Origin of the sequence: Verminephrobacter aporrectodeae subsp. tuberculatae At4 (assembly GCF_000193225.1) — a bacterium.
Lineage (GTDB): Bacteria > Pseudomonadota > Gammaproteobacteria > Burkholderiales > Burkholderiaceae_C > Acidovorax > Acidovorax aporrectodeae.
The window spans coordinates 1-2,194 of the sequence record NZ_AFAL01000523.1; the positions used below are offsets into that span (position 1 = coordinate 1).

2 protein-coding genes are annotated in these 2,194 nt (G+C 65.1%); both read right to left on the reverse strand.

What is annotated here, in order from left to right; translation table 11 throughout:
• A partial coding sequence (locus VTU_RS0117750) for a SwmB domain-containing protein (protein ID WP_010106685.1) occupies positions 1-1,336 on the reverse strand: 1,336 nt, incomplete at its 3' end.
• A 312-nt stretch (positions 1,337-1,648) separates the two neighbouring features.
• Positions 1,649-2,194, reverse strand: a 546-nt coding sequence (locus tag VTU_RS0117755) for a winged helix-turn-helix domain-containing protein (protein ID WP_029554528.1), incomplete at its 5' end; no start/stop codon positions are given.

Genomic DNA, 2,194 nt, shown 5'->3' on the forward strand with positions numbered 1-2,194 from the left:
AGTTGTTCGTCACCACTTGTTTTGTGAGATTGGCCGCGTCATTGCCTGCTGCGTCCTGGAGCACGTTGTCGCCGGCAGGTTTGGTGTAGCTGACGTTCACCGCCTCGCCGCGGTCCACGTCACGGTCCAGGTGCAGGGTGACGGTCTTGGTCGTGGCGTCCACCACAACGCTGTCGACGCCTATGGCGACGCCACTGCTGCTGCTCACCGCAAAGGCCGCGGCGCCCGGCGCATGGGTTTGGTCCAGGCTGCCCGCGTCGGTGTAGGTCAGCACCAGATCGCGCCCGCTGACCGTGGCGGCGTCGAACACCGGGGCCGTGCGGTCCAAGGCCTGATTGATCACAGCCCGGTCCTGGAAGCCATCTACTTGGTTGCCAGCCATATCCCGAAGCATGTCACCGCTCTCGGGTTTGTTGTAGGTCAGCCTGAATGTCTCGCCGCCAGCCACGTTGCGCGGGCGGCTAAGCGTCAGGGTGACGGTCTTGCCCGATACGTCGACGTGCTCGACGCTGATGGCCGGCCCGGTGGCGCTGAACACCTTAAAGGCCGTTTCGGGCGCGGTCTGTTTTTCGGCCAAGCTGCTTGCATCGTTGAAGTTGATCTTCAGCTGGTTGCTGCTGACCATGGTGGCGCTTTCGAACGTCGGGGGGATGTTGTCCGGGGTCGGGTTGCTCACGGTCTGGTCGGTGAAGCCCTGTGCGGCGTGGCCAGCGGCGTCCTGTATCACGTTGTTGCCGGAATCGGGCTTGTTGTAGCTGAGCCTGAGCATCTCGCCGCCGAGCACGAGGCGGCTAAGCGTCAGGGTGACCTTCTTGTCCAATACGGTGACGTGCTGGACGCGGATGTCCGCATTGCCGGCGCTGCGCACCGAAAAGGCCGATGCGGGCGCGGTGTGGTCTGCGCTCAGCTTGTCGTCCGCATCGGTGTAGATCAACTCCAACTGGCTGTTGATGACTGTGACGCTGTGGAGCACCGGTGTGGGGTCCGGCGTGGGGCTCGGTGTGTTGTTGGTCACCGCCATGTTCGTGAAGCTGGTGAGATCGCCCGCGCGGCTTCTCAGGTTTTCGGTGAGGGTGCCGGGGGCGCTGAAGGGCGTTGGTTTGGCGTAGCTGACTTGCACCACCTGTCCGTAGGGCACCGGAATGCTCAGCATCAGCCTGATGGTTTTTTCATCCAGGCCCACACCCTGAATTTCCCAAGCGCGGCCGCCGACGTGCACCGTAAAAACCGTGTTGGGCGGCATCCTCGTGGGTTGCAGCGTCTCGCTGCAGATGATCTTCAATTTGGTGCCTGTCACCTCGGCACTGATCGCCGTGGGCACTGGGATGTCGGACATGGTGTTCCTTCAGATCGTGGGGGCGCTGGCCGGGATTTGGGCGCTTATCCCCCTGTGGACCCAGTGGTTTGCGGTGTTTCAGGCGGGGATGTGTTGTGCAAACGCCAGGCCCGGCATGAGCGCATCATGGGCACGCCATGGGCGGCGAATTGCATCAACCTGCGACAAATTGGCGCCAAGCAACGAGCAGGCCCCGGGAGCAGACTCCCGGGCTCAAGAACAGGCGTTGGGAAATGGCGCGCTCGGGTTCAGGCCCGCAGCGGCGCGCGAAGCCGGAATTTCCTGCCCGAGCGCAGCGCGCGGTGAGCCAGATCAGTCCTGCTGCCTGGCGAGCACATAGCCCACGCCGCGCACCGTGAGGATGCGGCGCGGTTTTTTGGCGTCGGCTTCGATGGCCGCGCGGATGCGGCCCATGTGTACGTCGATGGAGCGGTCAAAGGCTTCGAGCCCGCGGCCGCGCACGGCTTCCATGATTTGCTCGCGTGTGAGCACGCGGCCGGCCCGCTCGGCCAGGGCCACGAGCAGGTCGAACTGGTACGAGGTGAGCTCCACCTGCTGCCCGGCAACCGTTACGCTGCGCGCGTTGCGGTCGATCTCCAGCGTGCCAAAGCGCAGGGCCTGCGCGGCTGGCGTTGCGCCACTGGTGCGCCGGCGCAGGATGGCGCGGATGCGCGCCAGCAGTTCGCGGGGCTCGAAGGGTTTGGGCAGGTAGTCGTCGGCGCCCAATTCCAGGCCGATGACGCGGTCCATGGGGTCGCCCTTGGCCGTGAGCATGAGCACGGGCAGCTGCGCCGCGCTGCCCGGCAGCGCGCGGATGCGGCGGCACAGTTCCAGGCCATCCATGTCGGGCAGCATCAG